General features: G+C 37.7%; 28 protein-coding genes and 1 tRNA gene. 13 read left to right on the forward strand and 16 right to left on the reverse strand.

Annotation, left to right across the window (positions count from 1 at the left end; all coding sequences use genetic code 11):
• Window positions 1-191 precede the first annotated feature (191 nt).
• From Q763_RS07230 to Q763_RS07250, 5 genes are all read right to left on the reverse strand, one after another.
• Complete coding sequence (locus Q763_RS07230; protein ID WP_035132713.1) at window positions 192-542, reverse strand: hypothetical protein; 351 nt, start codon at window positions 540-542, stop codon at window positions 192-194.
• Between the two features lie 416 nt (window positions 543-958).
• Window positions 959-1,034: transfer RNA gene (locus Q763_RS07235), tRNA-His, on the reverse strand.
• A 75-nt stretch (window positions 1,035-1,109) separates the two neighbouring features.
• A complete protein-coding gene (bshB1, locus tag Q763_RS07240) occupies window positions 1,110-1,826 on the reverse strand; it encodes a bacillithiol biosynthesis deacetylase BshB1 (RefSeq protein WP_035132715.1) in 717 nt (238 codons plus the stop codon).
• Window positions 1,827-2,150: 324 nt separating this feature from the next.
• Complete coding sequence (locus Q763_RS07245) at window positions 2,151-3,212, reverse strand: chorismate-binding protein (protein WP_052123290.1); 1,062 nt, start codon at window positions 3,210-3,212, stop codon at window positions 2,151-2,153.
• Window positions 3,213-3,322: 110 nt separating this feature from the next.
• Window positions 3,323-3,748: a PaaI family thioesterase gene (locus Q763_RS07250; RefSeq protein ID WP_035132716.1), complete on the reverse strand. Its 426-nt coding sequence runs from the start codon at window positions 3,746-3,748 to the stop codon at window positions 3,323-3,325.
• A 204-nt stretch (window positions 3,749-3,952) separates the two neighbouring features.
• Between Q763_RS07250 and Q763_RS07255 the strand changes: the two genes are divergently transcribed.
• The 4 genes from Q763_RS07255 (at window position 3,953) to lpxD (ending at window position 8,040) form a co-directional block, all read left to right on the forward strand.
• Entirely contained in the window at window positions 3,953-5,509 is a 1,557-nt protein-coding gene (locus tag Q763_RS07255) for a hypothetical protein (protein WP_035132718.1), read from the forward strand.
• A gap of 66 nt (window positions 5,510-5,575) precedes the next feature.
• Window positions 5,576-6,220 (forward strand): DUF1579 domain-containing protein, encoded by a 645-nt coding sequence (locus Q763_RS07260; protein WP_035132720.1) that lies wholly within the window; start codon window positions 5,576-5,578, stop codon window positions 6,218-6,220.
• 222 nt (window positions 6,221-6,442) lie between these two features.
• Window positions 6,443-6,790 carry a hypothetical protein gene (locus Q763_RS07265; RefSeq protein WP_035132722.1) on the forward strand — a complete coding sequence of 116 codons (348 nt, stop codon included), beginning with the start codon at window positions 6,443-6,445 and terminating at the stop codon, window positions 6,788-6,790.
• Between the two features lie 260 nt (window positions 6,791-7,050).
• Window positions 7,051-8,040 (forward strand): UDP-3-O-(3-hydroxymyristoyl)glucosamine N-acyltransferase, encoded by a 990-nt coding sequence (gene lpxD / locus Q763_RS07270; RefSeq protein ID WP_035132724.1) that lies wholly within the window; start codon window positions 7,051-7,053, stop codon window positions 8,038-8,040.
• 1 nt (window position 8,041) lies between these two features.
• Here the strand turns inward: lpxD and Q763_RS07275 are convergent, their stop codons facing one another.
• Complete coding sequence (locus Q763_RS07275; RefSeq protein ID WP_035132726.1) at window positions 8,042-8,794, reverse strand: NYN domain-containing protein; 753 nt, start codon at window positions 8,792-8,794, stop codon at window positions 8,042-8,044.
• Window positions 8,795-9,283: 489 nt separating this feature from the next.
• Window positions 9,284-9,508, reverse strand: coding sequence for a hypothetical protein (locus Q763_RS07285; RefSeq protein WP_035132730.1), 225 nt, complete (start codon window positions 9,506-9,508; stop codon window positions 9,284-9,286).
• 126 nt (window positions 9,509-9,634) lie between these two features.
• Between Q763_RS07285 and Q763_RS07290 the strand changes: the two genes are divergently transcribed.
• The 4 genes from Q763_RS07290 (at window position 9,635) to Q763_RS07305 (ending at window position 15,056) form a co-directional block, all read left to right on the forward strand.
• Complete coding sequence (locus tag Q763_RS07290) at window positions 9,635-10,108, forward strand: hypothetical protein (RefSeq protein WP_035132732.1); 474 nt, start codon at window positions 9,635-9,637, stop codon at window positions 10,106-10,108.
• A gap of 270 nt (window positions 10,109-10,378) precedes the next feature.
• Entirely contained in the window at window positions 10,379-10,762 is a 384-nt protein-coding gene (locus Q763_RS07295; RefSeq protein ID WP_035132733.1) for a hypothetical protein, read from the forward strand.
• 146 nt (window positions 10,763-10,908) lie between these two features.
• A complete protein-coding gene (purL, locus tag Q763_RS07300) occupies window positions 10,909-14,571 on the forward strand; it encodes a phosphoribosylformylglycinamidine synthase (RefSeq protein ID WP_035132735.1) in 3,663 nt (1,220 codons plus the stop codon).
• A gap of 86 nt (window positions 14,572-14,657) precedes the next feature.
• Window positions 14,658-15,056: a hypothetical protein gene (locus Q763_RS07305; RefSeq protein ID WP_052123292.1), complete on the forward strand. Its 399-nt coding sequence runs from the start codon at window positions 14,658-14,660 to the stop codon at window positions 15,054-15,056.
• A gap of 1,329 nt (window positions 15,057-16,385) precedes the next feature.
• On the opposite strand, the gene Q763_RS07320 is transcribed toward Q763_RS07305, so the two are convergent.
• From Q763_RS07320 to Q763_RS07330, 3 genes are all read right to left on the reverse strand, one after another.
• On the reverse strand, window positions 16,386-16,865 hold the full coding sequence (locus Q763_RS07320) for a hypothetical protein (RefSeq protein ID WP_157499368.1): 480 nt from the start codon (window positions 16,863-16,865) through the stop codon (window positions 16,386-16,388).
• A 105-nt stretch (window positions 16,866-16,970) separates the two neighbouring features.
• Window positions 16,971-17,165, reverse strand: coding sequence for a hypothetical protein (locus Q763_RS07325; protein ID WP_035132742.1), 195 nt, complete (start codon window positions 17,163-17,165; stop codon window positions 16,971-16,973).
• A 26-nt stretch (window positions 17,166-17,191) separates the two neighbouring features.
• Window positions 17,192-17,989, reverse strand: a complete 798-nt coding sequence (locus tag Q763_RS07330; RefSeq protein ID WP_232297508.1) for a polysaccharide deacetylase family protein — start codon at window positions 17,987-17,989, stop codon at window positions 17,192-17,194.
• Window positions 17,990-18,095: 106 nt separating this feature from the next.
• Between Q763_RS07330 and Q763_RS07335 the strand changes: the two genes are divergently transcribed.
• Both Q763_RS07335 and Q763_RS07340 read left to right on the forward strand, forming a co-directional pair.
• Complete coding sequence (locus Q763_RS07335; protein ID WP_035132744.1) at window positions 18,096-18,602, forward strand: hypothetical protein; 507 nt, start codon at window positions 18,096-18,098, stop codon at window positions 18,600-18,602.
• Window positions 18,603-18,604: 2 nt separating this feature from the next.
• The gene (locus tag Q763_RS07340) at window positions 18,605-18,985 is read left to right on the forward strand and encodes a hypothetical protein (protein WP_035132746.1); all 381 of its coding nucleotides are present in this window, start codon (window positions 18,605-18,607) and stop codon (window positions 18,983-18,985) included.
• Window positions 18,986-18,987: 2 nt separating this feature from the next.
• On the opposite strand, the gene Q763_RS07345 is transcribed toward Q763_RS07340, so the two are convergent.
• Both Q763_RS07345 and Q763_RS07350 read right to left on the reverse strand, forming a co-directional pair.
• Window positions 18,988-19,695: a hypothetical protein gene (locus Q763_RS07345; protein ID WP_035132748.1), complete on the reverse strand. Its 708-nt coding sequence runs from the start codon at window positions 19,693-19,695 to the stop codon at window positions 18,988-18,990.
• Between the two features lie 92 nt (window positions 19,696-19,787).
• Window positions 19,788-20,096, reverse strand: coding sequence for a hypothetical protein (locus Q763_RS07350; RefSeq protein WP_035132750.1), 309 nt, complete (start codon window positions 20,094-20,096; stop codon window positions 19,788-19,790).
• Between the two features lie 557 nt (window positions 20,097-20,653).
• On the opposite strand from Q763_RS07350, the gene Q763_RS07355 reads away from it, so the two are divergent.
• The 3 genes from Q763_RS07355 to Q763_RS07365 all read left to right on the forward strand — a co-directional run bounded on the left by Q763_RS07355 (window position 20,654) and on the right by Q763_RS07365 (window position 24,114).
• On the forward strand, window positions 20,654-21,712 hold the full coding sequence (locus Q763_RS07355; protein ID WP_035132752.1) for an NAD(P)-dependent alcohol dehydrogenase: 1,059 nt from the start codon (window positions 20,654-20,656) through the stop codon (window positions 21,710-21,712).
• A 295-nt stretch (window positions 21,713-22,007) separates the two neighbouring features.
• On the forward strand, window positions 22,008-23,537 hold the full coding sequence (locus Q763_RS07360) for a hypothetical protein (RefSeq protein WP_157499370.1): 1,530 nt from the start codon (window positions 22,008-22,010) through the stop codon (window positions 23,535-23,537).
• 13 nt (window positions 23,538-23,550) lie between these two features.
• Window positions 23,551-24,114: a hypothetical protein gene (locus tag Q763_RS07365; RefSeq protein WP_035132756.1), complete on the forward strand. Its 564-nt coding sequence runs from the start codon at window positions 23,551-23,553 to the stop codon at window positions 24,112-24,114.
• A gap of 104 nt (window positions 24,115-24,218) precedes the next feature.
• Here Q763_RS07365 and Q763_RS07370 read toward each other — a convergent pair whose 3' ends face one another.
• From Q763_RS07370 to Q763_RS07385, 4 genes are all read right to left on the reverse strand, one after another.
• The gene (locus Q763_RS07370) at window positions 24,219-24,443 is read right to left on the reverse strand and encodes a hypothetical protein (protein ID WP_035132757.1); all 225 of its coding nucleotides are present in this window, start codon (window positions 24,441-24,443) and stop codon (window positions 24,219-24,221) included.
• Between the two features lie 262 nt (window positions 24,444-24,705).
• Window positions 24,706-25,386, reverse strand: coding sequence for an ATP-dependent Clp protease proteolytic subunit (locus Q763_RS07375; RefSeq protein WP_035132759.1), 681 nt, complete (start codon window positions 25,384-25,386; stop codon window positions 24,706-24,708).
• A gap of 93 nt (window positions 25,387-25,479) precedes the next feature.
• Window positions 25,480-25,746: a hypothetical protein gene (locus Q763_RS07380; RefSeq protein WP_157499372.1), complete on the reverse strand. Its 267-nt coding sequence runs from the start codon at window positions 25,744-25,746 to the stop codon at window positions 25,480-25,482.
• Window positions 25,727-26,254: an RNA polymerase sigma factor gene (locus Q763_RS07385; protein WP_035132762.1), complete on the reverse strand. Its 528-nt coding sequence runs from the start codon at window positions 26,252-26,254 to the stop codon at window positions 25,727-25,729. Before Q763_RS07385 ends, Q763_RS07380 begins: the two co-directional genes overlap by 20 nt.
• Between the last annotated feature and the right edge of the window lie 10 nt (window positions 26,255-26,264).

Below are 26,264 nucleotides of genomic sequence, written 5' to 3' on the forward strand. Positions count from 1 at the left end.
TGAGATTCTTCCTATCGTCAGAATGACAAACGGTACCCATAAATAGATTGCTTAGTACCTCGCAATGACACAGCGGTATTATAACAGACTACTAAAAACAAAACCCCTTAGCGAAAACTAAGGGGTTTTGTTTATTTTTAAATTTTTAGATATTTCGGCTACACTGCGTTTCGCTCAATATGACAGAGAAATTAATTCCCAAAGAATTCTATTTTCATAGTACCCCCGGCAACCGAAGCTACTTTAGCGTATACCTTGTCTTTCTTTACCCTTTTGTAAAGGTCTTTATCGTTTATTACAGCAAGCTGATCCTGTTTTGAGGTGTCCTGCTTGGCATATACCAGTACGGTTGTTCCATCAGGTTGAGGTACCATTTCGAGCTTATCGGCATAACGTAGCCCAAATTTCTCTACAAGCTCCTGTAGGTTTGCACTGTATTCCGGTTTATTACCTGGTTTTATATAGCTTGAATTTCTTTTGCTCCACTCGCGGGAAATAAAATAAATTACAAGAGCCGCTCCCATTACTACAAAAAGTTCCATAATTATAAATTTTCCCAAATGTAAAAATTAAGGGAATACAACAAAGAAAAAAGTACTGTATTTTGAGTTTCTTTACGCTACAGAGCCTAAAGCCGGTTGCTTACTCCTGCTGTCATTGCGAGCGTAATGCAATGAAGCGTGGCAATCTCACTACAGATTGCTTCGTACCTCGCAATGACTGGGTAATTGTCATTCTGATTGCAGCGATAGCGGAAAGAAGAATCTAAATACAAAAAGATTTCTCCAAAAGGTCGAAATGGAAATGAGATTCTTCCTATCGTCAGAATGACATGCAGTAGCCATAATAAATTGCTTTGTACCTCGCAATATAATAGTAGTTTAGAATTTTATCTATACAGATAAAAATAGGCTTTAAAACAAAAAACCCTTAGATTTCTCTAAGGGTTTCTATTTAGGGGTGAATGATGGGTCTCGAACCCACGACCTTCGGAACCACAATCCGACGCTCTAACCAACTGAGCTACAATCACCATCTGTTTTGCGAGTGCAAATATAGTATAGCTCTACGTTTCCTGCAAATAAATATACAAAAAAAATTGCACTTTTTTACACTAAATCAGTTAAGCTGTTGACAGCCACATACCTTTCAACCGTAAAGCCTTCGGCATATTCGCTATTTATTAGCCTTCCTAAGTCCTGCGCGCGGTACAAAATGCTTTCTTTAAAGTTTTTTGTAGCGATTGGCGTAACAGGTTCGTCGCTGTTTGGATCATAAAATTGCGACTTATATGCCATAAGTGAAGCCACTTTTGTGTCCATAAATCCGGTAACATCCACAACGAAATCAGGCGTAAGGTTTTTCCATTGTATGTAATGGTATACCAGTTTAGGCCTGTAAGCCTGCTGAGGTTCTCCGTTTAGCTCGGTCTCTATTTTGCGAAGCCCCGAAAGGAAGCATGCATCACTAACCAGTTTGCTACCCTTACCGTGGTCTATATGGCGGTCGTCTACCGCATTGCAAATCACGATTTCAGGCTGGTACTTACGAATCATTTTGATAACCTCAAGTTGGTGTTTTTCGTCGTTTGTAAAAAATCCGTCACGAAAACGAAGGTTTTCCCTTACGGAAACTCCCAGAATTTTAGCCGCTTCGGCAGCCTCTTCATCACGAATTTCGGCAGTACCGCGTGTGCCCAGTTCGCCACGGGTTAAATCAACAATACCAACGGTTTTACCAAGAGAAATTTCTTTTGCTATGGTTGCTCCACAGCTTAGCTCCACATCATCAGGATGTGCGCCAAATACAAGTATATCGAGTTTCATTATTATTTTTTTGAGTGGTGCAAAGATACGGACTTTGGTTTATATAGAGTAGCTTAGAGACTGAGTGCCTTTAATAGATTGTTTTGCACTTCACAATAACATAGTGCTTTGTCATTTCGATACGGAATGAAATGGAGTGAGAAATCTAATCCATATACAAAGAGATTTCTCCACAAGGTCGAAATGGAAAGAAGATTTCTCCTATCGTCGAAATGACATATAATATCTGTAATAGATTACTTTGTACCTTGTAATGACGGAGTGCTTTGTCATTCTGACGAGAGGAAGAATCTTATTTAAAATTCAGCATTTAGAATAAAGCTATTAAAGTACCCTTCGCATGGTCATGCTCTTGTTTACTGTTTCTATAAATTCTTTTTCGGGGTTACTGTCTTTGGTTATTCCACAACCTATAAACAACTGAGCTACATTGCCGTTTATCTTCATGCAGCGCAGGTTTACGAACAAATCGGTTTGAGCCTGTTTACCTGTTGCAAAATCACGGTTTAACTCACCCAGAAAGCCCGAATAGTATTCGCGGTTATAGTCCTCGTTATCCAGTATAAACTGTTTAGCTTTGGTTTTAGGCAGTCCGCATACCGCAGGTGTTGGGTGCAGGGTTTGCAGTACTTCCTTTAAAAGGGAAGCCTCCTTAAGCTCTGCCGAAATATCGGTTTTAATATGCACTATGTTACCCGCCCTAAAGGTATAAGGCTGTGTGGTAGTAATCTGGTTGGTGTAATCCTTTAGTTCGTTTAAAATAAAGTCGGTCACAAACTGTTGTTCCTCCTTTTCCTTATTTTCCCAAACGGCTTCCTCGTCTTCTTTATACAGCTGGGTTCCGGCAAGGGCTACGGTATGTATGGTATGGTTTTGTGCTTTAAGCAACTGCTCGGGCGTTGCCCCCATCCATAGTCCGCTTGCAGGGTGAAAAAACATATATTTAAATGCATTGGGATAAGCATACAGCAGGTTTTGGTATACCTTAGTAATATCGGTAACCGAAAGCTGCGCCATCTCACTGCGTGACGCCACCAGTTTACCAAATGCCCCTGTTTTTATAGCAGTAACGCATCGGGCAACCAAGTCTTCAAAGCCTAACTTGGATTCTGGGTTTATTGCCACAGGTTGAGGTTCGGCCGGAGCAAACCCATTTGCCTCTATGGTTACCGTTATCACATCGCTTTCCTGCATTGGGATAAACAGGTATTTATCTCCCTCAAACGGAGCGAACACAAAGCCCTGCTTGGTAAAATCGGTTAGGTAATACTCCTCAATATTGGTTTGGAAAATTCCGGTTACGGTAGCACTGCCTGGCTTGCTATAAACTGCAAACGGACGCTGCTCCTGTAACTGGTTTTGTATTTTTAAGAGTAAATCGGTCATTATTTATGTGTATTCGTGGATTTGATTATTGCGTTACTTGACACACCTACCCCCTTTCAAGACGGGAGCTCATACATGCATTCAAATAAACAGATAACCGAATTAACAAATCATCGTTTTCTTGGCAAAATCATATTGGTAATCTTGCAAAGCGAAATAAGGCGTCCCTGCTCGTCGGTTATTTTAACTTCCCACAGGTGCAGGCTTCTGCCCTGGTGCACTATTCTTGCAGTACCGGTTACCACTCCGTCGCGCTTAGCTCTAACGTGATTGGCGCTAATCTCTATACCTCTTGCCTCCTGCAGTTCAGGGTTTACAAACAGTAACGATGCCGCACTGCCCACGCTTTCGGCAAGAGCTACTGTTGCTCCGCCATGCAATAATCCCATTGGCTGATGTACGCTTGGGTTAACCGGCATTTTGGCTTCCAGAAAGCCTTCACCGGCATCGGTATACACTATATTAAGGGTTTCCATTAAGGTATTTTTCGCAAAATCGTTGCACATTTTCAGTGCCTTTTCTTTATCAAATGCCATGTATAATAATTTAAAGGGTAAAGTTACGAAAAGCCCTGTACACTTAAATAAAAGACATGAGATAATAGACTGAAGAATGTTTTAAATACTGATTTTAAATTTTGTGCGGATTAACCATAAACTAAATGACAATTTTCTCCGTTTACCATACAGCCGCTTTTTTACTTTTTAAATTAATGCTACATTTACCAAAAATTGTTATTTATGCGCTATAGCTTACTATTGTTTTTCTTTGGTGTATTTGTGCTTACGTTTACCTCATGCCGTGATGATTTTGAGTTTGAACCAAGCCAGGGCGGACTGGAGTTTTCCAGAGATACTGTGTATCTTGATACCGTATTTACCAATATTGGGTCCAGCACCTATACATTAAAAGTATACAACCGTGGCGATAAAGATATTAACATACCTACCCTAACCCTTGGACAGGGAGAGAATTCCAAATACCGACTAATGGTAGACGGTGTACCGGGGCGCGTATTTAACAACGTAGAGCTTATGGCCCACGACAGTATGTTTGTTTTTGTGGAAACTACCATAAACTATGACGAGTTTGTTAATACCGAAAATACTTTTTTATATACTGATCAGATAGAGTTTCACAGTACACAAATGGCTCCGCAAAAAGTTGAGCTGGTTACACTGGTGCAGGATGCCGTGTTTTTATACCCTCAGCGTAATGACGAGGGCATGTATGAAAGTATTCCTGTTAGTGAAACCGATGATACTCAGATTTATGGTTTTAACCTTAATGAAGACGAAAACGGTAACGAACTGATTTGGACCGATGCTAAGCCTTATGTGGTATATGGCTATGCAGCAGTACCTAACGGAAAAACACTTAACGTTAGGAAAGGTGCACATATCCATTTTCACGAAAACTCAGGACTTATTGTACGTAATGATGCCCGCCTTAATATTGGTAATATTAACGACCCTGCAACAGAGGAGAATACCGTAATTATTGAAGGGGATCGCCTTGAGCCTGATTTTGCCGATATACCAGGACAATGGGGAGCACTTTGGCTACAGGAAGGCTCTACATCAAATATTTGTAATGTAATTATTAAAAACTCAACCGTAGGTATACTGGCCGAAGGTAACAACGGAACAGCTATATCGCTAAGGCTTCGCAATACACAAATATATAACTCCACTAATGTGGGACTACTTTCACGTAACTCTACCATATATGGTGAAAATGTGGTTATAAACTCAGCCGGACAGGCAGCTTTTGCCGGTACACTGGGCGGTATATACCAGTTTAGACACTGTACTTTTGCCAATTACTTTAACAGCTTTAATCAGGTACCTGTACTTTTAAGCGATTATCTGGAAACAACAGATGCTATTTTGGTAAACAGCTTTAATGCAAGCTTTGAAAACTGTATAATGTATGGTTCATCAAACTTCGGTATATTGTTTGACCGTGTAGGCGACCTGCCTTTTGAATACACCTTCACTAATTGCTTTATTAAATTTATAGACAACATTAATAGATTTACAAACGACCCTATGTACAATTTTGGTGATCAGTCGTTATATACAGGCTGTACCATAGCGCAAAACAGTACTACTTACAGGCCGTTTTTTGAAGATCCTAACAATAATAAGCTGAACATTAGTGACGAGTCGGCCGCTAATGCTTTAGGAAAACCATCGGTAGCAACCATAGTACCTTTTGATATTGTACAAACCCAAAGAAACCTTACAGCACCCGATGCCGGAGCTTATGAAAGCGCTGTTTTCGGAGAAGATTAACAATTATTCAACCGAAATAATATATTTTTCATAATTTTGTTTAACAACTCTCAAAAACAAACAATTATGAAAAAAATCTTTATTACCTTATCGGCCGTAGCTTTGTGCTTTGCTTCCTGTAAAAAAGAAGAGAAAATGGATTCGGGTGAACCTATGATGAATGATACGGTTCCAACTGAAGAGCCGGCACCAATGGTTGAAATGGATTCTGCCACTGTAGCAAATGCCTGGAACGAATATATGACTCCCGGTGAAGCACACAAGATGATGGCAAATGAAGAAGGGAAATGGAACTGCGAAATGACTTTTTGGATGGGACCAGATGCTCCTCCACAAAAAGAAACATCGAGCTGTGAAATTAAAATGATACTTGACGGACGTTATCAGCAATCTACCTACACCGGCGACATGATGGGAATGCCGTTTGAAGGTATTTCAACAGTTGCTTATGACAATGCAACAAATGAATATGTCTCTACATGGATTGACAACATGGGGACCGGTATGATGGTAATGAGAGGTACCTTTAACGGTAATACCAGAACCACTACCCTAAACGGCACCATGGTAGACCCTGTTACCAAAACCGTTAAAGAAGTTCGTGAGCTCTATGATATAGTTGATGAGAACACTCGTAAAATGCAAATGTTTGAAACCCCAAAAGGTGGTAAAAAATACAAAAGCATGGAAATTATAATGACAAGAAAATAATCTTTATTTTTTAGAATTATTCCCCCGAATAATTTTAAATCCCCAATCCCGCCCATAAACGGCGGGATTTTTTATAAATTATACACATCATATTACGTTATTCCGTAATATAATAATCATAAAATCGATTAAGTGTAAATGAATTAGGTTAAAAAGTGTTAATTTTTTTATCATTATTTAAGACGCAATGCTTAAATTTACAAAAAACCAAATCACACCACAATGAGCGATCAGGGAACATCATTTTTATTCCTGTGCAAAAAAATGTATTTTGACGGTTATACCCCGTCAAACAAAAACCTATACCGTTCTGAAAACTACCAAACACTATGTGGTTTAGCCCAGCAACTCATCACTAAAAGAGGAAACGAAGGTTTTGCTTTATACTTTTGTGAATCACAATATCTCGTAGATTTATGGGCTGCCCATTTTATACTGGAATACGGACACCCCACCGAGGTTATGAAAACAAGGGCATTGTATGTAGTAAACAAGTATGCACATATGTCCATCAAAATAAAATTAGCACAGGAAGAAAAAGCCTGGCTTAAAGAAAACGGATATGCATAACCCCCTACTCCTCCCGCTCTCACTCACTTTGTCCAAAAGCTCAACCTAAAATCATTTAAATAAATAATATTAAATTATTACATTTTTATTATTTAATAGTAATCGCAGTAGTTTTTTAAAAATATTATATGTTAATTTGGCGTTAACATAAAAAAACAAACAATAATCATTAATTAGTAGTTACCTGATAAGACAGATAATTACCTAATATTTTTAATCTTTTCTGTACCCTACCTGCAGGACTAATACCTCATGTGCTTATGAAATCATACACGTTACAACAAATAAATGATATTATTAACGGTGTAATAGAAGGAAACACTACTAACGAAGTAACGTCTCCCGAACAACTGGAACTGGCTAATGCCAACCAAATAACATTTATTGGTAATAAAAAGTATGAAAAACTTTGGGAAAAATCTAACGCCTGCATAGCTGTAGTAAACAAAGATATATCTATACAACCGGGAGACAACAGGGCTTTTATTAAGGTAAATAATGCCGACTTAGCCATGTCTCAAATACTGGAATTATTTGCACCGGCACCTCCGTGTTTTGAGCAGGATATTCACTCTTCTGCTACCATACATCCTAGCGCAAATTTAGGAACTAATGTAAAAATAGGTGCAGGCAGCTATATTGGTGCTAATGTAACCATTGGCGATAATGTAGTTATTTATCCTAATGTAACTATACTTGATGAAAGTACAGTAGGAACAGGTACAACAATATGGTCGGGGACTGTAGTACGTGAACGCTGCATAATAGGTGCTTTTTGTATTTTACACCCTAACTGCACTATTGGTGCCGATGGATTTGGGTTTAGACCATGCCCGCAACAGGGACTGGTTAAAGTACCACAAATTGGTAATGTAGTAATAGGTAACAAGGTAGAAATTGGCGCAGGTTCGTGCGTGGATCGCGGTAAGTTTAGCTCTACCATTATTGGCGACGGCTGTAAAATTGACAACTTAGTACAAATAGGTCACAACAGTGTTATGGGACGTTTTTGTATTATGGCCGGAAACAGTGGGCTGGCAGGATCGGTTACTCTGGGTGACGGAGTGGTTATAGGCGGAAGTGCCTCTATTAAAGACCACGTTACCATAGGTAGCGGTGCTGTTGTAGGAGCCGGTTCGGGTGTTACAGGTGATGTTGCTGCCGGGAAAACCGTTTTAGGCTACCCTGCTGTTGATGGAAGAGTAGCACTTAAACAATGGGCCATACTTAAAAGAATGGCAACCTCATAAACTACCTTTTTTTAGATTTCTTTTTTACTAAAGGATGATTTAGTCCGTTTACAATGTTTTTAAGTATTTCATATTTAGGAAGGTTGTCAAACAATTGCGTGAGCGTTTTAAAGCCAAAAGCCCTGGGGTCAAAACTCGGATCTATTTTTCTTAGGTTAGACCCTATGGTTGCAATATAAGCTTCCTCATCCTCATTTATGGAGATATCAAAAGCCTTATCAATTATAGCAGTGCTAATAGCAGGTTTTGGTTTAAGCCTTGCTTTAGCTTTTGCTGTAGCGGTTTTTGCAGGTTCGTCTTCTTCATCTTCAGGAATTATCTCCGAAATGTTTTCGGTATAGGTAAAAATCTCACACGACTGCACAAAGGCTACCGGAGTTTGCTTTTGGCCTATTCCCATAACAAATACACCGTCTTCCCTTATCCTTTTTGCCAGTCCGGTATAATCACTGTCACTGGAAACTATACAAAAACCTTCAACATTTTTACTGTGAAGTATATCCATAGCATCAATGATAAGGGAGCTGTCGGTTGAGTTTTTACCCGAAGTGTAAGCAAATTTCTGTACAGGATTAAACGAATACTGATTAATAACCTCTTTCCACCCGTTCATTTGCGGAGTGGTCCAGTCGCCATATATTCTTCTTATAGTTGCCTTACCATATTTAGAAACTTCTTCTATAATAGCCTGTATAAGCTTTGGCTGAGCATTATCGCCGTCTATAAGTACGGCTATATTAAATTTATTATCCATTTTACTTTATTAAATAAACTACTGACATACAGGTAAAAAAACACCTTTATCAGATATTCAATAAAGATAGGCAACATATACGGGTTTAACACGCTAAACCATAAAGTTTTCGGTATACTGTAAAAGCAAAGGTATTATGAGGCTCAATCCAAACCAATAGACTACCTTTACACAAATCCTGAATCGTGTACAGATAGTTGTTGTTTAGGCATTATGTAGAAAAACTATCGTGAGACGGCATACTCAAAAAATTTGCTCTAACCCCATCACCTTACATCAAAAAGCAAATTATCATGAAAATTTCAATTTTTTCCCTCTCCGTTTTTGGAGTAATCCTTACTATATACACTCTTATTGCAGGAGTAACCTACTCGCAAACCCTTAATAATTGGATTCATTTCAGCCTCCTTATTATTTTACTTTTAATAAGCATTATAGGAATACTGCTAAATTTTGAAGGCATCAGCATATACCGAAACCGTGTAAGGTTTAGGTAACTAAGTACAAACTATACTTTATATCTTCTTTTTCAGCACCTTTACTGTAAATAAGCTCATAGTCATATTTTTGATGAGGTTCTATAAACGATGAAAACGTTATAAATGTTGGCACCAATACTACAATAGACAATAGGGTAAAAACAGCTCCTAAGAGAAATAATTTATTGCCTTTTATAAGTTTAAAAAATAACTGGAAACCAATTTGGGTTAGCATGTTGAGGTTTGTTTAGTAGTGCGAAAGTAAAACTTATTTACATGTTTGCAAAGCGCACACTTGCTCCTACTCTTACATTAAAATATTATTTTCATATATTTACTTTTAACCAATTAACAAGTAAATATGAAAAAAATTACCTTACTACTATTTGCATCATTTTTAGTACTATCGTGTTCTGTAAACAAATATGCCGATACCTATTATCCTTTTAGCGATGGTGTGGAGTTTAAAATTAAGTATGTGAACTTTAGCAAATATTCTGATTTAGGCGAAGACCCTAATTATCAATACATAGCAGGAAAAGAGGGACGTATATTACAAACCATCTTCTCACTTAAAAACAATACTCAGGAAGACAAGGAGTTAAACCTTAATGAGTTTTACCTGCTGGACAGCAAAAACCAAAAGTACGAACCAACTGCGATTGTACAATCGGGAAAAGTAGGCGGTATGGCACAGGGACAGCTTGACATCAAACTGAAAGCCAACAAAGAGAAAACATTTACAATGACATTTAAACCTGCAATAAACAAGAATGAAAAAATTACAGGTGTTTTAGTTAACGGAAAAGAACATAAACTATCTCCGTCTTCATAAAACAACAGTATTATTTATATAAAAATCCCGCAAAATTGCGGGATTTTTTATTTTTAAAAAAGTAGTCTAAAATAAACATGTAACACATTCCTTACTCTATTTATCACAACATTTGAAATTATTCATAACACCTTAATCACAACTGCCAAATGGGAAGACACTCACTGGTATCGGTCAGAATAACAGTATAACCTGAAAATCATGATAAAACAGTCGCGTTTTTACAAACTCTAAAAAAACGACGATACTTATCCTTACATACGTACCGAAATGTTTAGCACAGGTACTAAAGAAGTACCCCATCAATACTTTACTTCTATAATTGCTTTTGCTGCCAGCTATAAAAACATAGAAGATCACTTTACAGATTTTGTAATAAAGTTTGAACATGTGCTGCGTAACATTGATTTTGATACCTGTAAACTCCATCTTGAAACCGAATTTCTTGGTGATTACAACTTTATGTGGGTAAATAAAAAAATTAATCACATGAAGAATGATGATGTAGTAAAAAATCAGCTTATTGAAACAGATACTTTTTATTTTGGTTATGGAAACCGTACTAAGTATGGAACTCTTAGAGATACACTAAATGATACAGACTGTTTTGATAAATGTAATTTTGGCTTTAGTTACCCAATAAATAAAGAGTAACGTATCATACTTCCTGCTGAGGTTAATGGGAATTATACACTTTCAAATCAACAAAAAACCAAATGTATAAATAGGCATTTATGGTATTGCCAGTTATGGAAAATTAGATTAATTTTGCATTTTCAACAACGTAACTACTTTTTCTAATGATCCATTTCTTCGGAAACCAGACGAATACCGTTTTTGCAGTACAAACGCAAGGCGAACTTTCTACAGAGGATATTTCAAAACTGAACTGGCTTTTTGGCAACGCACATAAGATAGAGAAATCCGTACTGACGGATTTTTTTGTTGGGCCACGCGCCACAATGATAACGCCATGGAGCACCAATGCCGTAGAGATTACTCAAAACATGGGTATACAGGGTATTGTAAGGATTGAAGAGTTTGAAAAAACTACAGAAGACAATACTGATTTTGACCCTATGCTTTCACAAAAGTATAACGGACTTAATCAGGATATTTATACCATAAACATACAGCCGGAACCTATACTGGAAATTACAGATATAGCGGCTTACAATGAGAAAGAAGGACTGGCACTTAGCCCTGATGAGGTTGAGTATCTTGAAAACCTTGCTACAAAACTGGGCCGTAAGCTAACGGACTCTGAAGTGTTTGGTTTCTCTCAGGTGAATTCAGAGCACTGCCGTCACAAAATATTTAACGGTACGTTTGTGATAGACGGTGAGGAAAAACCATCATCTCTATTTAAACTTATCAAGAAAACATCGCAGGAAAATCCTAACGATATTGTTTCGGCTTACAAAGATAACGTAGCCTTTATAAAAGGACCACGTGTACAGCAGTTTGCTCCAAAAACTGCTGATAAGCCCGATTTTTATGACGTTAAGGAATTTGACTCGGTTATATCGATAAAAGCTGAAACGCACAACTTCCCTACTACTGTAGAGCCGTTTAACGGTGCTGCAACCGGTAGTGGTGGTGAAATTCGTGACAGGCTGGCCGGCGGACAGGGTTCAATTCCGTTAGCAGGTACAGCAGTGTACATGACATCATACTCACGCCTTGAGGAAAACCGCCCTTGGGAAAACGGTATGGAAGAGCGTAAATGGCTTTACCAAACCCCAATGGATATTCTTATAAAAGCATCAAACGGTGCGTCTGACTTTGGTAACAAATTCGGGCAGCCACTTATCTCGGGTTCAGTACTAACATTTGAGCACGAAGAAGATGCACGCAAACTTGGTTTCGATAAAGTAATTATGCTTGCAGGTGGTATTGGCTACGGTAAAGAGAGTCAGTCAATAAAACAAAAACCACAAACAGGCGATAAAGTAGTTATCCTTGGTGGTGAAAACTACCGCATTGGTATGGGTGGTGCTGCGGTATCCTCTGCCGATACGGGAGAATTCAGCTCGGGTATCGAACTTAACGCTATACAGCGTTCTAACCCAGAGATGCAAAAACGTGCAGCAAATGCCGTGAGAGGTCTTGTGGAGAGTGACGAAAACCCAATTGTTTCTATTCACGATCACGGTGCGGGCGGACACTTAAACTGTCTGTCAGAACTTGTTGAGGAAACAGGAGGTAAAATAGATTTAGACAAACTGCCTGTGGGTGACCCTACCCTTTCGGCTAAAGAAATAATAGGTAACGAGTCGCAGGAACGTATGGGACTTGTTATCGGTCAGAAAGATATTGATACCCTTAAGCGTATTGCCGATCGTGAGCGTTCGCCAATGTATGCTGTGGGTGATGTAACGGGTGACCATAGGTTTACATTTGAGTCGGCTACTACAGGAGCTAAGCCAATGGACTTTGCACTGGAAGATATGTTTGGCTCATCGCCTAAAACAATAATGACCGATAAAACGGTTGACGCTAAATATGCTAACCCTGAGTATACTCAGGAAAACATTCACAACTACCTTAACCAGGTACTTCAGCTTGAGGCTGTAGCGTGTAAAGACTGGTTAACGAACAAAGTTGACCGTTGTGTGGGCGGACGTGTTGCTAAACAGCAAACTGCCGGACCAATACAGTTACCGCTTAATAACGTAGGTGCTATGGCGCTTGACTTTGCAGGTAAAGAAGGTATTGCAACCTCTATAGGGCACTCGCCTGTTGCTGCCCTTGCCGATGCTGCTGCCGGTAGCCGTACTGCTATTGCAGAGGCTTTAAGTAACATTGTTTGGGCTCCGCTTAAAGACGGACTTAAAAGTGTATCGCTTTCGGCAAACTGGATGTGGGCCTGTAAAAACGAAGGTGAAGATGCAAGGCTTTATGAGGCTGTACAGGCATGTAGCGACTTTGCTATCCAACTGGGTATTAACATCCCTACCGGTAAAGACTCTTTATCAATGAAACAAAAGTATCCTAACGGCGATGTTATTGCTCCGGGTACTGTAATTATATCGGCTGCAGGTAACTGTAACGACATTAACAAAGTAGTAGAGCCTGTACTTAAAAAGAACGGCGGAAACATTTACTACATTAACCTATCGGGCGATACATTTAAGCTTGGAGGTTCATCGTTTGCACAGGTACTTAATAAAGTAGGTAACGATGTTCCTACTATTAAGGATGCTGCCAAATTCAAAACGGCTTTCAATACCATACAGGAGCTTATTAAAAACGGTAAAATTGCTGCCGGACACGATATAGGTAGTGGTGGTTTAATTACTACGCTTCTTGAAATGAGCTTTACTGAGGTGAACCTTGGCGCTGAATATGACCTTACTGCCCTTAACGAGGCCGATACGGTTAAAGCCCTATTTAACGAGAACATTGCCCTTGTTATACAGGCAGATGCAACTGTAGAGGCAGAACTTGCTAAAAACGGTGTAGACTTTACCCTTATAGGTAAGCCGGTAGAAGGTGCTGTGGTTACCGTTAAAAACGGTGAAAGCAACCTTAGCTTTAACGTAAGCGAGGTTAGGGATACATGGTACAAAACGTCGTACCTGTTAGACCAAAAACAAAGTGGAAAAGTAAAAGCGCAGGAGCGTTTTGACAATTATAAAAACCAACCGCTAACATACAGCTTCCCTAGCCATTTTGATGGTAAAAAGGTAGCTGTAGACAGCAGTAAACCAAGACCAAAAGCGGCTATTATTCGTGAGAAGGGTTCGAACTCTGAACGCGAAATGGCAAACGCTATGTACCTTGCCGGATTTGATGTTAAGGATGTACACATGACCGACCTTATATCGGGTCGTGAAACGCTTGAGGATATTCAGTTTATTGGTGCTGTAGGTGGTTTCTCTAATTCAGATGTGCTTGGTTCGGCTAAAGGATGGGCTGGTGCTTTCCTATACAACGAAAAGGCTAAAACGGCTTTAGAGAACTTCTTTAAGCGTGAAGATACCCTATCGGTAGGTATTTGTAACGGTTGTCAGCTTTTCGTTGAGCTTGGGCTTATAAACCCTGATCACGAGAACAAACCGAAAATGCTTCACAACGATAGCCACAAACACGAAAGTGCATTTACATCGGTTACCGTACAGGAAAACACATCTGTAATGCTTTCTACCCTAGCCGGTAGTACGCTGGGTGTTTGGATTTCGCACGGTGAAGGTAAGTTTAACCTGCCTTATGGCGAAGACCAGTATAACATTGTTGCCAAGTACGGTTATGAAGGTTATCCTGCAAACCCTAACGGATCTAGCTATAACGTAGCAATGATGGCAAGCAACGACGGTCGCCACCTGGTAATGATGCCACACATTGAGCGTTCTATGTTCCAGTGGAACTGGGCTTACTACCCTGAAGGTCGCCAGGATGAGGTTACGCCTTGGCACGAAGCGTTTGTTAATGCCCGTAAGTGGATTGAAAATAGAAAATAAGACGTTTAGGTTAGATAATAGACAAGAGCCCCGCAACTTGCGGGGCTTTTGTGTTTATATTTGAGTATAATGCAAATACACATTACATGAGATATTTTCTTTTACTACTCACTGTTCTAATTTTATCTTGTGGATCTCATAACAAGAATAATAAAAGTCCAAATACCGCTTACATTTATAAAATTGAATCTATCAATGATTATTATCTTATTTATGCTAAACGTAATGATTCGTTATTTAAAATTGTAAGTAAAAAGGAATCTATAGAAAATTGCCTTACTATCAAAAAAGGGCAGTCGTATAATCTCAATCTTAAATCACTATATGATGTAGCACCTATAATTAATGGTGTAAAAATATATACTTTTCAAATAGATTGTTATGCTTTTGATGAGCAAACTTCTATTTGTCTTGAACGTAATAATGGTATTCATGACTTATACTTTACTGATGACATTATTGGTCTGTGCTATAAAAAAGAATGATATTGCCAGTGCAATTATTAATATCCCCCTGCTCGCGCAAGCGTCCCGCTCGTGCTTTATTAAACACACATTTCAAATAATTAAAAATGAGAATAATATCAGGATTAACCCTTATCACTGCAGGCATATCGCTTATTTATTTCACTTATAAGAGACCTAATAAATTTTTGCCAACAGGAAATGCAAGAGCTTATTTAGTTTCATTAGGGCTTATAGTTTGTGGATTTCTTTTAATTTTTAATAATAACTTTCATATACTTAATTTGTGATGCAAATTATGTTACCATAATGGCACGAGTGGGATGCTCGCACTAGCTATAGATTCCTCACTTCATTTCATTACGTATCGGAATGACAAAACCTTGTGTCATTTCGATATGAAGCGAAGCGGAATGAGACACGAGGCTGAAAAGCCGACTGATGGAATAAACCTCCATCTAATGAAAGAGACGTCTCCACAAGGTCGACATGGAACAACAGCAAGAGTGAAGCTCCGGGATAAAACGCCGTGGCGTGAGCAAATTACAAAGGAGGCGTTAATAAGCATCCGGTGTTTGAGGTGACAGCCGAGTTCGGATGGTTTAGCCGAGTGCCGTAATTTGTAGCCTAAGGGGTTAGAGCCTTGAATTTTTCGTTCTTTTGTTTCAAGACAAAAGGACAATTATACTAAGAGATCCTTCCTCCCGTCAGGATTACAAACCATTCAAACTTCACAGAGATTGCCACGTCGTACCTCCTCGCAATGACAGGAGGAACTAATATATAATAGATTTGCCACTATACCACACTGCGTTGCGGTCGACATGGAACAACAGCAAGAGTGAAGCTCCGGCATAAAACGCCGTGGTGTGAGCAAATTACAAACGAGGCGTTAATAAGCATCCGGTGTTTGAGGTGACAGCCGAGTGCCGTGATTTGTAGGCTAAGGGGTTAGAGCCTTGAATTTTTCGTTCTTTTGTTTCAAGACAAAAGGACAAAACACAATTTGAGATTTCTCCACTACACTGCGTTGCGGTCGAAATGGGAAAAAGAATCTTTCCTATCGTCAGAATGACAGGCTATCCAAAAAATATAAAAAGCAGTATTAGTATAACTACCACATACATCACTACAAGAAATGTATTGTTCTTTTTGGGTTTTACCTCAAATTGATCAAAACCCTTTGTTTGTTTAGAATTACATACATAACAAAAAGTAGCACTTTCGGCCAGCATATTACCACAATTAGAACAAGATACCATAGTGTAATTATTTTACTATTAAGTAAATATAGCAAATAAAAAAGGCTCTCTAAGTTAGAGAGCCTTTTATTATATTTTTAAATAAAGCTTATGATAAAAGTTTTCTGTTTATTGGTAGCCAGTACAGCACTACAAATAAGAGTCCGAAGGACAAACCAAATCCCACAGAAATAAGCATTACTATAAAATCAAAATTTTTAAATATTGATATTCCTGTATAAATTGATAATAATACACTTATCACAGCTGCTGCTGTATAAATATAAAGTCCTTTTAATTTTTTTTGAAGCATAAAAACAGCTCCAAATATTTTACCAGCTGCCAAAGTACCGTTAACAATTATTACCGGCACAAGCGGATATCCTAAATCAATACTCTGAGGTAAACGCGGTGCAGTTATTAAATTAGAAAACGAGGTTATAACTGTAAAGGCTGCACCTATTATAGTAAGCACACATAGTATTTTTAGTAATAAATCGCTTGATTGTGGTTTTATTTCAAAATGCTCAAAACCTTCTGTTTGATTAGTATTACATACATAACAATAAGAGGCTTCTTCAGCAAGCATATTACTGCAGCTTAAACATGGTTTCATGGTGTGATTATTTTTAAAAATTTTAGGTTCGTAAAAATAAACATTCCAAAATTATAACAGCAGTTTATAAAACAATATTTAGTTTTTACACTTAGCTTTTACTTTCCCTTTTTTAATAGAGGTAAAACCATAGTAAAATATAATAAACAGTATCGCATAATTAAAGTAGCGCTCCAGTAGAGGTTGCTGTACATTGTAAACAACACGGTAAATATTATACGCAAATTTTAAAACCACTAATATTAGTGTAGCGATTGCCATTTGTTTTTTCATAGCTTTAAAGATAGTAATTAAAAAATTTATTTACCTTGTTTTTCCTTTATATATTCCCCAAGTTGCAGCATGGTGGGTACCCAAATATCTTTTTTATGTTTTTTTAGGTAGTCCAATAATTTACGGTGTTCTTCAATATCAATATTAAGCGGATGCCCGCCTCCTACTCCGTGAAAAATAAACACAATGCAACTCCCTTTTTTCTCGGCCTCTTCAATTTCGGCAATCATGTGCCCGGCTGTAGTCCCCGATTCCCCAAAGGCGTATACATCGTTGAGGTCAATTTCCTTTAACGGTGCATAAACCGATGCTACTCCCCTAGCAGCCACAAATTCGTTTTTCACCTCTTTGTAAAACAGGGTATCGTTTATGGTAAGATCACCACACGGGTAAGCAAAAGTACGTTTATCCTTTCCGTCTATAGCCTTAAGTAAAGCGTTTGTAGCCTTTATCTCGTTTACGGCACGGGCAACAGTGTATCGGGACAAATCGGCTTCGGCTGGCACCCATTCCCTGTTTTCCTGCGAACCATCGCAAGGGTGGTTTAGAGTATGGTTACCCAATTCATGCCCCTGCTTTGCAACCTTACGCCATTCCTCCAGCCTGTTTGCCACAACAGGCGAAGCTCCTATAAGGTAAAACGTACCTTTAAGTCCGTAATCGTTAAGAACAAGTACTACATTATCCAAATGTTCATTTAGAGCATCGTCGTAAGTTAGTACAACGGCACATTTTTTTCCGTTCCAGTCGGTTTGGGCAAAACCAATACCGTTAATGGTTAAGGCGATAACCAAAACTATGTTCTTAAAGCTTATTTTTGTCAAGGTATACTATTAAAAGATGTAGCCATAAATATAAGGTTTTTACTGCTATTGCTAAACGAACTGGTAAAATGATTATTTTTACAATAACCAATTTCAATCACACCTAATGAAAAACCTATTACTTACCATTGCATTACTAGTTACTGTATTATGCCAGGCACAAATTGATTTTAGCAGTAAAACATTAATGGGAGAAGTTACACCAAACGGACCTGTTTTGCTTATTGAAGAATCTACTCTTGTTACCGAAATAAATAATAATTTTGGTAGTAATGTAACACAACTTGAAAAATGTGAAATAGTAAAGGGAGTTACTATGGGAGAAAAAAAAGAGGAGTTTTACTATCTAAAATTTACCACCTCTATCACTAACAAAACATTGGTAAAATATCTGTTTAATTATAACGGTAAACTTTACATTGATCCAGTTAACGAAACCGAATCCTATCAATACAGCTATACAAGTTGCGAGGGTGTGGAAGACTGTAAACCTCATCTTTTTGTAATAGACGGTGAAAAAGGCTGGACTTGTGGCACTAGCTTAGTATGTGTTGCTGAGGTTACCGAAGAAAATAAATGTATCAAATCGTCCTCTATTTTCATACCTGAATAAATATGAACCTCAAAAAGCTTATATCCCTAAAATTTGTAATCACGCTGATTTGTAATCTTGCTTTAATATTCTTTGCCTACAAAGCATTTGAACATGACAAAAACCAAACAGAACTCTATGAGTTAAAACTGGAAAAAAAAACATATATAGAACTCCTTGAAACAACTCTTCAAAAACCGGAAGAAAGTGTTAGTAAACTTGAAAAGTTACTCATTGAAAATGAAAATAAGATAAAAGAAAAAGAAGCAATTAGCAGTTCAACTAATTACTTCTTTTATTTTCTTATAGGTGTAATGATTTTACTTTATATCCTTGACTTTTTTTTCGAAAGGAAAATAAAAGAACAAAAAAATATTGAAAATGATACAGGCGAAATGCTCTAAGCCTATTGGCTTCCGCCGTTTTGTTCACATTCCATAAAACATATATTTAAATCCATAGGTATGTAGAAATTCATAGCCATTTCATGATCTTGTATGGCAGATGATGCAAACTCATAATCTCTTAAATAATAAACTGCCAAGAAGAGTTGCTGAACAAAACCATGATTTTCTACATCAATTGCTGTACTGGTTGCATCCATACATGCCTCTTTACATGCCTCTATATCACCTAGTGGCTCTGGCTGAGGCATTAACTCGGGCTCAAAAATTTGCAGTAACGCGGTCGTATCGTTTGCAGCCTGTTCTATAAGGTCAAACAAATCGGTATTATTTTGGTGCAACAATTCAAATTTTGTTACATAGTCATCAAACATCCCTTCAAACTGGGCTACTGTTGTAAAACCTGTATTAGAGATATTACCTGTTATCCAGTTCATCCATTGTGATTTGCTTGAAAAGCTTACCCTGTTAGGAGCTACTTTACTATTAAAAGCACTTATGGATGATTTAAAGTTAATATAGTCCTGCGTTTGTGTCATTAATACATACATTCTTGCTGCCTTAGTGATACTGTCTGTAGGCATTGATTTCAGCTGAAATGAAATAGTTTCGGGTTGCTGATTATCTGTTACATTATCAATATCTGAAGAACATGAAAAATAAAATAATGTCGAAACACAAAAAATAAAGGGTAAGGCTAGTTTTTTCATAGGGATAGTTTCTAAAATTAATTTAACAATTTTAGATATAAAAAACCATTTTTATGTTAAATAAAACATAAAACCTTAAAAAACAAGCAAAACTACAAACTTAAAATACCATATACTTTTGTAATACCTGCGTCAATAAATACTATTTGGTTAAGCGTTCCTGTTATTTTTACTATCCTGAGTTTTTTGTATCCGTTTTCCTTTTTAAGGTTTTTAAGAAGTTCCTTAAGGGCAGTAAGCTCCTTTTTATCTTTTTCTATAGTTTCTCTTATTTTATATACACTTACAATTTGGCTAATTTCCAAATCGGTTGGATTAATACTTATATTATTCTTTTTTAGATCGGCTTTCGTAAGAATGCCTTTAGCTAACAATAGCTGTTCACACAGTTTTTGTTCCATACAGTTGAGGGATTGAAGTAACTTATTATTTTTGAGTTTAATACGGAAATATAAATTTACACCTTTTAAATTTATTAATCTACACCTAAAACACTCACTACCCCTATTTTAGCATAATTTAAAGAAAAGCGTCCTTTTTTAACTTAATAAACAAAAAAGCCCCGCTAATGGCAGAACTTTTTAACAATATGGGTAAAAATCAATATATTGTGATATAATCAGCTACTAGCTCTTGAATTGCTAATTTGATGTGTTCAGGCATTCCTTTACTGGCTTTAAAACCGATTAAAATTTAGCTTTTCTACCGATTACTAAACTGAACCAAAAAACAATGTTTGAAAAACGTAATTTATTGTTTGAATTTTGCAAGTTTACCTATTTACCCTTACCTAAATTTACATGGCTTTAAGGCAGGCATCCGCAAATTAAAAGGAAAGCTTATTGGCTTTTGATTTACTGATACTTATCTTAAAAATTAGCAAAATATTAAAACTTGTTAAACAGGTTTTACCTTCAAAAATATCTAACTTTAAAGATTACCAAAAAACAAATAGATTATGAGTGTAACAAACGTAAAGGCTTATGGTGCACCAGCTGCCGATGCCGACTTAAAACAACTTAATATTGACCGCAGGGAACCAACTACTAAAGATGTTGAGATTGACATTTTATACTGCGGTGTATGCCACTCTGACCTGCATACAGCACGTAACGACTGGGGCGGAAGTATGTACCCTGCTGTACCGGGACATGAAATTGTAGGCCGTGTAACCCGTGTGGGTAGCGAAGTAAGCAAGTTTAAAGTAGGCGACCTTGCAGCTGTAGGTTGTATGGTAGACTCCTGCGGTGAGTGCCCTAGCTGTAAACAGGACTTAGAACAATACTGTGTACCTGGCTTTACCGGTACTTATAATGGTAAAGACACTCACTTGGGCGGACATACCTATGGAGGATATTCTGAAAAGGTAGTGGTAGATGAGCATTTTGTACTTAAAGTGCCTGAAAATATTGACCTTGCAGGGACTGCTCCGTTACTGTGTGCAGGTATCACAACATGGTCACCATTACGCCACTGGAACGTGGGTCCGGGGAGTAAAGTAGCAGTTGTAGGTCTTGGCGGATTAGGCCACATGGCTATTAAACTGGCTAATGCTCTTGGGGCTAATGTTACCCTGTTCTCAAGAACCCCGGGAAAAACCCAGGATGCGCTTGATCTTGGTGCACATGAGGTGGTTATCTCTACCGATGACGAACAAATGAAAAGTGTAGCAGGTAAGTTTGATGTTATTATCGATACTGTGCCTTATGTGCACGACCTTAACCCATATGTAGGTACACTTGCCATTAACGGTACTCTGGTAGTTGTAGGTTACCTAGGCGGACTGGAGCCGTTACTTAATACCGTACCTATGATTTTAGGAAGAAAAGCCGTAGCCGGATCGGTTATTGGTGGTATTGCCGAAACTCAGGAGATGCTTGATTTTTGTGGTAAGCACAACATCACATCGGAAATTGAGGTTATCAAAATGCAGGAAATCAACGAAGCGTATGAGCGTATGATAAAAAGTGATGTACGTTACCGTTTTGTAATTGATATGGCTTCATTAAAAGCCTAATTGTATTACCATATAAACACAACAAAAATCCCCGCCACTGGCGGGGATTTTTATTTACTAAACTATTGTTAATCTTTTGTTATTATAACAGTTAATATATATATTTCGATGGTTACTAAAAAATACTTTAGATAATCCTGATTGAATCAGTAATATTCTTTTTAAAATTCAATCAAAGAAATATGACAGAGTAGTTAGCATATCTAACATTTTTTAGTAAAGACATAAAAAGGGAAAATAAGCCGAACCGACACCTTACAAATAATAGTAGGCATTATCAAACTTTTAAAAAAATATGAAAAAGTTATTTTTTGCATGTTTAAGTCTGTGTTTATTATATTCATGCTCAGAAGCTGATTTAACCGAGACTCAAGACCAGACATTAAATGTAAAGTCAACTCCCCGAAATGACAACTATCTTCTTAAAAAGAAATTTGCTATTGCTCTGCACAAAGCAATGAAAGAACATCAAGACGTAAGAGATTTCCTGAAAACTGAAGCCTTAAAAAAATTTGACGGAGATTATGACATCTTGTACGGCTACATTAGCGATGAATTAATAAACGGAACTAGTTTTAGGGATATACTATCATCTTACTTTGATAGCTTAGCAGAATTAGAAGAAATAGAAAATACAATACCAGCACTTACCATTTTTATTCCTGAATTGCCGGAAAATTCATTTTCTGCGACAAACTGGAACACTTCAAATGATGTACCAATGGTCGCAATTAGGCTTTTAGACAACGATAAAACGCCTGTGATAACAAGTGATGCTGGTAATTACCTGTTAGATGGAAATGCTATCCCCGCATTTCCTGTAGTTGTTATAAAAGAATGTGAAAGAGTAATTGTTTCAAGCTTTCCTTTTTATGGTGAGAAAACTTCAAAAGAATACATTGGACCACGAAATTTCAGATTTAGATTTAGCGACCCTATTTTTGATTTTATAGGACCCAGAGGTCCTGTACCACCGGAAGCTGATCCAGACCCTCTTGTAGCTGCCTGGGAATTAAATGGAAAAGGCGAAAATTTGGGGTGGCATAGAGACTATATATACTACACTATTAATCCAGGTACACCAAACGGTTACTTTATAAATAATTTTGAAGAGCACTTGCGATCATTTCGACTTGAAGGCGATGCACAACAAGCACTTGAATTAATTTCTTCACCATCAACTGTAAACTCTAATCTCTCAGACCCTAGTCTAACACCCATAACTGTTAGCGGAAATGTTAATTACAATAGTTTTTGGACAGATGGAAGTTTTGAATTTAATGTTTTTACAGATTATAATGTGAATACTTCAGTACTTGAAAAAGGTTTTCACGCTAGTCCCTATGATTTATTTGATATCGTTTTTCAACAATCAATACCAATCTTACCTGTTTATCACGTAGTTAGTTTAACTAAAAAAACTTACCATATCAATTTACCAATAATAAATTGGAAATTACACGAATATAGTAACACATTCAAATTTAAATTTGAGGAGCAGGATTTAGATGTTGAAGTAACCACACAGGAAAGCAGACAATCTAAATACAATACTAACTTCTCGTATGAAGGAGAAATTTTAAAAATAGGATACAAATTGGGAAACAGTGCAGAAACAACTTTAACAACTACTACTTCTGCCAAATGGCATGAGCAATCTAATGATTTAAGGGAAGTATTAGTTGATTTTGGAGATAATGTAATCATCGGTGAAGAAGTAATACAACATCCATTTGTTATTAATCATTCAATTACTAATTATGCTATAAGACAATATACAACTGGAAAATGTTCATTCTCATTAGTACCTGTTAAAGTACAATAACAATATTAATATCATGAAAAAACTTATTTCCCTACTCGCTATAGTATCTTTATTTTCCTGTAGCAATGATGATGCTCCACAGGAAAACCATGAGTTTCTTAATAGCCTTGTAAGCAAATATAAATTAGTATCTGTAGATACTGATGTCCCTATAGATCTTAACGGTGACAATATACCACAAACCGACCTGATGCTTGAAGCCGATTGCTTTTTATTCGGTTCATTTGCGTTATATATGGGAGAATTTGTATATAAACCATCATCCGGATATAAGGAATTTGGATTACATGTTCCTTGTGTATATTATGATCTTGCCAATGAATCATATACCACATGTTTGGTGGGATTATCATTATTCTGCTTTTATGAAGTTAATGAGGAAACAAAAGAGATTATAATTACAGGCAGGAATGAGGAAAGAGAGGCAGAGTTTGGCTCGGTAACAGAGGTATATTGGGAGGACAGCCTTATACATTTTATAGTTAATAAAGAATTATATACTACAAATGGATGGCAGGAGGTTAATATCCATATGGTATATCAAAAATGGGATTTTCTAAACAATGTGCCTAACTAGCAGTACTGTTTTTCATGATACATCATACAACAAAAATCCCCGCCACTGGCGGGGATTTTTTATTCTTTAGATTATCGGGTTGTGGTTCCGAAGGCTGTAACTATTTAATTGCTGGACTTTCTCACGGCATATAATCCGCCGGCAAACAAAAGTATTGCTCCGCCTAAATATATAAAGCCCTGCATTTGCCCTGATTCGTTTGAGGCATCAATTTCAATTCCTAAAAAGTTGATTGCTTTAGTACTGTCGGCTACTTTATTCACACCAATATACCCCACTCCCAAGCTTATCACAATCAATATAATACCTATTACTTTTGATACATTCATAATCTTTTGGTTTTAATGTTTCTCTAATTTAACAAGAATATTTTGTATGAATAAATCCTGACTTGTAATTAGCTTTTTTTTAGTACATAACCTTAAAATATTACACTAATTTTAAGAAAACCATATTACCATGTCGAGAAGATACAACGAAGCAACCTCAATAATTATATAGATTACTACGCTTCATTTCATTGCGCTCGTAATGACAACTTTCATCTTTAAAAGCTACGTCCAGAGAAGGGGAATTTAAAATTTAAAACCACTATCTCGTCAACACCTCATCAATCATCCCGAAGGCTTTGGCTTCTTCGGCGGTCATCCAGTAATCACGTTCGGCACTTTTATTAATGGTATCAAAATCTTTACCACTATGGCGAGCAATTATATTGTAAAGGTCTTCCTGCACTTTTAATACCTGGCGTACGCTTATATCCATATCGGCTGCCGTACCCTGCGCCCCACCCGATGTTTGGTGTATCATGACCCTAGCATGCTGTAGTGCCGACCTCTTACCTTTGGCTCCCGCGCATAATAACACTGATCCCATTGAGAGTGCCACTCCGGTACAAATGGTAGCTACATCGGGCGTTATGTACTGCATGGTATCATAAATCCCGAACCCTGCATACACCGATCCGCCCGGAGAGTTGATGTACAACTGTATGTCCTTTTTAGCATCCAGCGACTGTAAAAAGAGTAACTGTGCCTGTATAATATTTGCATTTCGTTCTTCCACCTGCTCGCCTAAAAAAATAATCCTGTCCATCATGAGCCGTGAAAAAACATCAAGCTGGGTAATATTAAGTTGGCGCTCTTCCATAATGTAAGGTGTAAGTGCAGTTGGGCTGGCATAGCGCTGTGTATTACTAATGTATTTGTCTACATACAGGCTGTTTACCCTGTGGTGCTTTACCGCATAATTGCGAAATTCTTTTGCGTTCATAACTGTTCGTTTTTTGATTTGATTAAAGCATAACTATCCTGCCACCGCTTTAGCACAGGGTGTTACTGATTGTGATTGTATTTTTGTATTTGATTATTTAAAGAAGCTGAATACCTTTTCCCTGAAGGAAACATATTTACCGGCAGTGAACACATGGTGGGCTACCTGTTCTACTTCGGCTTTAAGCTGTTGCCTGCCATACTGCTGTACGATGGCACGGGTTGTTTTTTGCCAGTGCAGGTTTTCTTTTAAATCGGGTTCAAGGAGCAGGCGCGCCTCAAACAGTACTTTCGCTTCTCCGCTGCATTCTCCGTTGAGGTAGTTATCGGTCATAACCGTATTATTCCATGAAGTCTTCATACTGCAACGATTTTTGTTTTACGGTTTCCTTTACTTTTTCCAGGCATTTGTGCTTTTGTACTGTAGCCGACCTACCTCCCGAAAAACCGAACCTTTGTGCCAGTTTTTCGGCATCCAGTTTTTCATAATAAAAAGCCGATAGCAAATCCATACACTTTTTACCGGTTGTACTAAGCAGGTGCATCAGTTTTGGAGTGGCAGCTTCGGTATAATTGTCATCAATATCGGCAAAAGGGATATCCCCGTTGTACATTCTGGTCACCTCATCAAAGCGTTTACTCCACAAATGTTTTGAGATTCCCATTATATAAGCCTGTTCGTTGCCAGGGACTTCCCTCCCGTTGTGAATATGCTCCATATAAACAACAAGGGTATCATGGAAAACATCTTTAGCCTCATCGGGAGTTCCTCCCCTTTTTGCAACATAGCGTGCTACGGCAGGGAAAGCTTTTATATATAAAGCCTCCAGTAATTCTGCGCGGGGTATTGTTGGATTATTTATAGCCATACTACATGGT

It is taken from the genome of Flavobacterium beibuense F44-8 (assembly GCF_000769915.1).
Classification (GTDB): Bacteria; Bacteroidota; Bacteroidia; order Flavobacteriales; family Flavobacteriaceae; genus Flavobacterium; species Flavobacterium beibuense.